Source organism: Streptomyces sp. NPDC004561, assembly GCF_053602155.1.
On sequence record NZ_JBSGDB010000556.1, the window covers coordinates 1 to 5,330 of the forward strand.

General features: G+C 70.7%; 6 protein-coding genes. All 6 read left to right on the forward strand.

Annotation, left to right across the window (positions count from 1 at the left end; genetic code table 11):
• The first annotated feature begins 223 nt into the window (after window positions 1-223).
• The 6 genes from ACWEN3_RS40570 (at window position 224) to rocD (ending at window position 5,270) form a co-directional block, all read left to right on the forward strand.
• Window positions 224-1,249, forward strand: coding sequence for a 6-phosphofructokinase (locus ACWEN3_RS40570; protein ID WP_452981978.1), 1,026 nt, complete (start codon window positions 224-226; stop codon window positions 1,247-1,249).
• A 102-nt stretch (window positions 1,250-1,351) separates the two neighbouring features.
• Window positions 1,352-2,302: a cytochrome c oxidase assembly protein gene (locus ACWEN3_RS40575; protein WP_452981981.1), complete on the forward strand. Its 951-nt coding sequence runs from the start codon at window positions 1,352-1,354 to the stop codon at window positions 2,300-2,302.
• 81 nt (window positions 2,303-2,383) lie between these two features.
• Window positions 2,384-2,551 carry a hypothetical protein gene (locus tag ACWEN3_RS40580; protein ID WP_107093214.1) on the forward strand — a complete coding sequence of 56 codons (168 nt, stop codon included), beginning with the start codon at window positions 2,384-2,386 and terminating at the stop codon, window positions 2,549-2,551.
• 52 nt (window positions 2,552-2,603) lie between these two features.
• Window positions 2,604-3,089, forward strand: a complete 486-nt coding sequence (locus tag ACWEN3_RS40585) for an Lrp/AsnC family transcriptional regulator (RefSeq protein ID WP_452981983.1) — start codon at window positions 2,604-2,606, stop codon at window positions 3,087-3,089.
• A gap of 154 nt (window positions 3,090-3,243) precedes the next feature.
• Entirely contained in the window at window positions 3,244-4,053 is an 810-nt protein-coding gene (gene ddaH, locus ACWEN3_RS40590; RefSeq protein ID WP_452981986.1) for a dimethylargininase, read from the forward strand.
• The gene (rocD, locus tag ACWEN3_RS40595) at window positions 4,053-5,270 is read left to right on the forward strand and encodes an ornithine--oxo-acid transaminase (RefSeq protein WP_452981989.1); all 1,218 of its coding nucleotides are present in this window, start codon (window positions 4,053-4,055) and stop codon (window positions 5,268-5,270) included. Before ddaH ends, rocD begins: the two co-directional genes overlap by 1 nt.
• Window positions 5,271-5,330: the final 60 nt, after the last annotated feature.

Consider the following 5,330-nt stretch of genomic DNA (forward strand, 5'->3'; position numbering starts at 1 on the left):
GTGGTGGTGCAGCAGCGCCGGCGGAGCGCCCCCGATGCCCGTGAGCTGGGCCTGCAGGCTCGTTCGTGGGCCCGCCTGACGGCCCGTCCGCTCACATGTGCGGGCGCGTCCAGCAGGCGGACGCCCGCTACGGAGCGACCCCCTCACGCCGGTAGGGTGACCGGGAATCCGCCGGACAACGTGGTCCGGTTTCCCGGCCCACGTTGAGAAGGTAATTCGGGCTATGCGCATTGGTGTCCTCACGTCCGGCGGCGACTGCCCCGGCCTGAACGCCGTCATCCGGTCCGTCGTGCACCGTGCCGTCGCCGACCACGGCGACGAGGTCATCGGTTTCCGGGACGGCTGGAAGGGCCTCCTGGAGTGCGACTATCTGAAGCTCGACCTCGACGCCGTGGGCGGCATCCTGGCGCGCGGCGGCACCATCCTCGGCTCCTCGCGGGTCCGTCCGGAGCATCTGCGGGACGGCGTCGAGCGGGCCAAGGGCCATGTCGAGGAACTCGGTCTGGACGCGATCATCCCGATCGGCGGTGAGGGCACGCTGAAGGCGGCCCGGCTGCTGTCGGACAACGGGCTGCCGATCGTGGGCGTGCCCAAGACGATCGACAACGACATCGCTGTCACGGACGTCACGTTCGGCTTCGACACGGCCGTCACCGTGGCGACCGAGGCGCTCGACCGGCTGAAGACCACCGCCGAGTCGCACCAGCGCGTGCTGATCGTGGAGGTCATGGGCCGCCACACCGGCTGGATCGCGCTGCACTCCGGCATGGCGGCCGGCGCCCACGCCATCGTCGTCCCCGAGCGGCCCTTCGACATCGAGGAGTTGACCAGGAAGGTCGGCGAGCGGTTCGAGGCGGGCAAGCGGTTCGCCATCGTGGTCGCCGCCGAGGGCGCCAAGCCCCGGCGCGGCTCCATGGACTTCGACGAGGGCGGCAAGGACATCTACGGCCACGAGCGCTTCGCGGGGATCGCCCGGCAGCTCTCGGTCGAGCTGGAGGAGCGGCTCGGCAAGGAGGCGCGGCCGGTGATCCTCGGGCATGTGCAGCGGGGCGGCACGCCGACCGCCTACGACCGGGTGCTGGCGACCCGCTTCGGATGGCACGCGGTGGAGGCGGTGCACCGGGGCGAGTTCGGGATGATGACGGCCCTGCGCGGCACCGACATCGTGATGGTGTCGCTGGCGGAGGCCGTGGAGACCCTCAAGACCGTTCCGGTGGAGCGCTACGACGAGGCGGAGTGCGTTCTGTAGTTCACCCGATGCCGACCAGCCCCCGGTCACGGTCGTGACCGGGGGCGGTTCTACTCTTGGGGCGGACAACTCGCACAACCCCCACGAAACAGGAGCCGCCGGATGGATCACAGCGGGCACGGCATGATGATGGATCTGCCGCCGTTCACGCTGGGGCGGGGGCTCCAGTGGTCGGCGGACCCCTTCTTCCTCGTCGCCTGCCTGCTCGGGCTGGGCCTGTACGGCTGGGGGGTGGTGCGGCTGCGGCGGCGCGGGGACGCGTGGCCGGTGGGCCGTACCGTCTCGTACCTCGTCGGTGTGCTGACCATCGGGCTGATGATGTGCACCAGGCTGAACGACTACGGCATGGTCATGTTCAGCGTGCACATGGTGCAGCACATGGTGATCAGCATGCTGTCGCCGATCCTGATCCTGCTCGGCGCGCCGGTCACGCTGGCGCTGCGCGCGCTGCCGGCCGCGGGCAGGGGCCGCAAGGGCCCGCGCGAGCTGCTGCTGATGCTGCTGCACAGCCGGTACATGCGGGTCATCACCCACCCGGTGTTCACGATCCCGCTGTTCATCGCGAGCCTGTACGCCCTGTACTTCACCCCGATCTTCGACGTCCTCATGGGGTCGAAGGCCGGGCACGTCGCGATGATGGTGCACTTCCTCGCCGTGGGTGTGGTGTTCTTCTGGCCGATCATCGGCGTGGACCCGGGTCCGCACCGGCCGGGGTACCTGATGCGGATGCTGGAGCTGTTCGCGGGCATGCCCTTCCACGCGTTCTTCGGCATCGCGCTGATGATGGCGTCGACGCCGATGGTGGAGACGTTCAGGAACCCGCCCGCCTCGCTGGGCATCGACGCCCTCTCCGACCAGAACGCGGCCGGCGGCATCGCCTGGGCGTTCAGCGAGATCCCTTCCGTGCTGGTGCTGATCGCGCTGCTGTTCCAGTGGTACCGCTCCGACCAGCGGCAGGCGCGGCGCATGGACCGGGCCGCCGACCGGGACGGCGACAAGGAGCTGGAGGCGTACAACGCCTACCTGGCGTCGCTGAACGCGCACAAGAGCTGAATCCGGGGCGGTCCCGGGTATGCCGTACGGGTGACGGCCGGGGCACCATGGTCGAGGACGGACCATGAGGAGGGTGTCGCGATGCCCGGTTCCACGAACGGTTCCACCAAGGCGATGGGCGCGCTCACGGTCGGCGGGCTCGTCGTCGTGACCGCCTACACGGTCGCGCTCGGCAGCAACGGCTGGCTGTGGTTCGGATGGGTGGTGCTGGGCCTGCTGACCCTCGCCATGGTCGTCACGCAGTCCTAGGGGCCGCGGTCCTGGGAGCGCCGGGCGTCGCGGGGCTGACTACAGTGCCCGCATGAACAGCAGGACGCCGTCGTTCGACGACCTCGACCGCAAGATCATCACCGCGCTGATGGCGAACGCCAGGACCAGCTTCGCCGAGATCGGCGCGGCGATCGGGCTGTCCGCCACGGCGGTCAAGCGGCGCGTGGACCGGCTGCGGGAGACCGGGGTGATCACCGGGTTCACGGCCACGGTGCAGCCCTTGGCGCTCGGCTGGCGCACGGAGGCGTACGTCGAGGTGTACTGCGAGGGCGCGGCCCCTCCCCGGCGGCTGGCGGAGGTCGTCCGCAACCATCCGGAGATCACGGCGGCCATGACGGTGACCGGCGGCGCCGACGCGCTGCTGCATGTGCGGGCGCGGGACGTGGAGCACTTCGAGGAGGTGCTGGAGCGGATCCGGACGGAGCCGTTCATCCGGAAGACGATCAGCGTGATGGTGTTGTCCCACCTCCTCCCGGAAAGCCCGGAAGCGGGAGCGACCCACGCCGCCCCCGAGTGAGCCGGGAGTATGCGCAGCAGACGTGCGCGAGCCGCGATCACAACGCAGTGATGCTGCGCATCTACGCAGCTTTATGTTCTTGTCGCGCGTATGCCTTCCTTCCTACCTTGGTGTCACCCCTCAGTGACACACAGGAAAACGGAGGAGACCCTCTGTGTCCGAAAGCCGTGTGCCGCGCCTTCGGCGCTTCCTCGTCTGTGAACCCAGGCACTTCGCGGTGCAGTACGCGATCAATCCCTGGATGCATCCCGACCGGCCCGTCGACGTGGATCTCGCCCAGGAGCAGTGGCAGGCGCTGATCGGCGCCTACCGCGCCCACGGCCACACCGTCGACGCCGTCGAGCCGGTCCCCGGGCTGCCGGACATGGTGTTCGCCGCCAACGCGGCGTGCGTGGTCGGCGGCCGCGTCTTCGGCTCGCTGTTCCACGCGCCCGAGCGGCGTCCCGAGTCGGTGCACTACGACACCTGGTTCAAGGCGGCGGGCTACGACGTGTACCGCCCCGAGTCGGTCTCCGAGGGCGAGGGCGACCTGGTGTGGACGGGCCGCTACGTGCTCGCCGGCACCGGGTTCCGCACGACCCGTGAGGCGCACCGGGAGGCGCAGGAGTTCCTGGGCCACCCGGTGATCGGCCTGACCCTGGTGGACCCGTACTTCTACCACCTGGACACGGCGCTGTTCGTGCTCGACGACGACAACATCTGCTACTACCCGGAGGCGTTCTCGCCGGGCAGCCGCGAGGTGCTGCGGCGCCTGTACCCGGAGGCGGTGCTCGCCACCCGCGAGGACGCGATGGCGTTCGGCCTGAACTCCGTCTCCGACGGCCGGCACGTCTTCATCGCGCCGCACGCCGAGGCGCTCGCCGAACGCCTCGCCGGCCACGGTTACGTCCCCGTCCCCGTCGACCTGTCGGAGTTCCACAAGGCCGGCGGTGGCATCAAGTGCTGCACCCAGGAGATCCGCTGATGACCGCACCCGCGCGCACCCGTACGTCCGACGACCTGATCCGTGCGGAGGAGCCGGTCCTCGCGCACAACTACCACCCGCTGCCGGTGGTCGTGGCCAGGGCCGAGGGCGCCTGGGTGGAGGACGTCGAGGGCCGCCGCTACCTCGACATGCTCGCCGGGTACTCGGCGCTCAACTTCGGCCACCGGCACCCGGCGCTGATCGAGGCCGCGCACCGCCAGCTGGACCGGCTGACGCTCACCTCCCGGGCCTTCCACAACGACCGGCTCGCCGAGTTCGCCGAGCGGCTCGCGGCGCTGACCGGCCTGGACATGGTGCTCCCGATGAACACCGGCGCCGAGGCGGTGGAGAGCGGCATCAAGGTGGCCCGCAAGTGGGCGTACGACGTGAAGGGCGTCCCGGACGGGCAGGCGACGATCGTGGTCGCGGCGGAGAACTTCCACGGCCGTACGACGACGATCGTCAGCTTCTCCACGGACGAGACGGCCCGGGCCGGCTTCGGCCCGTTCACGCCCGGCTTCCGGGTCGTGCCGTACAACGACCTGGCCGCGCTGGAGGAGGCCGTCGACGAGACCACGGCCGCCGTGCTGATCGAGCCCATCCAGGGCGAGGCCGGCGTGAACATCCCGGACGACGGCTATCTGGCCGGTGTCCGTGAGCTGACCCGGCGCAGGAACTGCCTGTTCATCGCGGACGAGATCCAGTCGGGCCTCGGCCGCACGGGCCGTACCCTCGCCGTCGAGCACGAGGACGTCGTACCGGACGTGCTGCTGCTCGGCAAGGCGCTCGGCGGTGGCATCGTGCCGGTGTCGGCTGTGGTGGCGCGGCGCGAGGTGCTCGGTGTGCTGCACCCGGGCGAGCACGGCTCCACGTTCGGCGGCAACCCGCTCGCCGCGGCGGTCGGCACGGCCGTGGTCGAGCTGCTGGAGACCGGTGAGTTCCAGCGCCGGGCCACCGAGCTGGGCGTGGTCCTGCGGGACGGGCTGACCGAGCTGGTCGGCCGGGGTGTGGTCGGTTTCCGCTCGCGCGGGCTGTGGGCGGGCGTCGACGTCGACCCGGCGATCGGCACCGGCCGCGAGGTCAGCGAGCGCCTGATGCGGGAGGGCATCCTGGTCAAGGACACCCACGGCTCCACGATCCGTCTGGCGCCCCCGCTCACCGTCACGGCGGAGGAGCTGAGCTCCGCGCTGGATTCCCTGGCACGCGTACTGGGCTGAGCCCCGGTGAGACCGGGGGGCCGGTGGTGTAGCCCCCCCCCCCGGGGCACCCGGGGGCGG

What these genes read in the sequence shown, in the direction of transcription:
- ACWEN3_RS40570 (WP_452981978.1), top strand. Translation starts at nt 224, where the DNA reads ATGCGCATTGGTGTCCTCACGTCCGGCGGCGACTGCCCCGGCCTGAAC.
- ACWEN3_RS40575 (WP_452981981.1), top strand. Translation starts at nt 1,352, where the DNA reads ATGGATCACAGCGGGCACGGCATGATGATGGATCTGCCGCCGTTCACG.
- ACWEN3_RS40580 (WP_107093214.1), top strand. Translation starts at nt 2,384, where the DNA reads ATGCCCGGTTCCACGAACGGTTCCACCAAGGCGATGGGCGCGCTCACG.
- ACWEN3_RS40585 (WP_452981983.1), top strand. Translation starts at nt 2,604, where the DNA reads ATGAACAGCAGGACGCCGTCGTTCGACGACCTCGACCGCAAGATCATC.
- rocD (WP_452981989.1), top strand. Translation starts at nt 4,053, where the DNA reads ATGACCGCACCCGCGCGCACCCGTACGTCCGACGACCTGATCCGTGCG.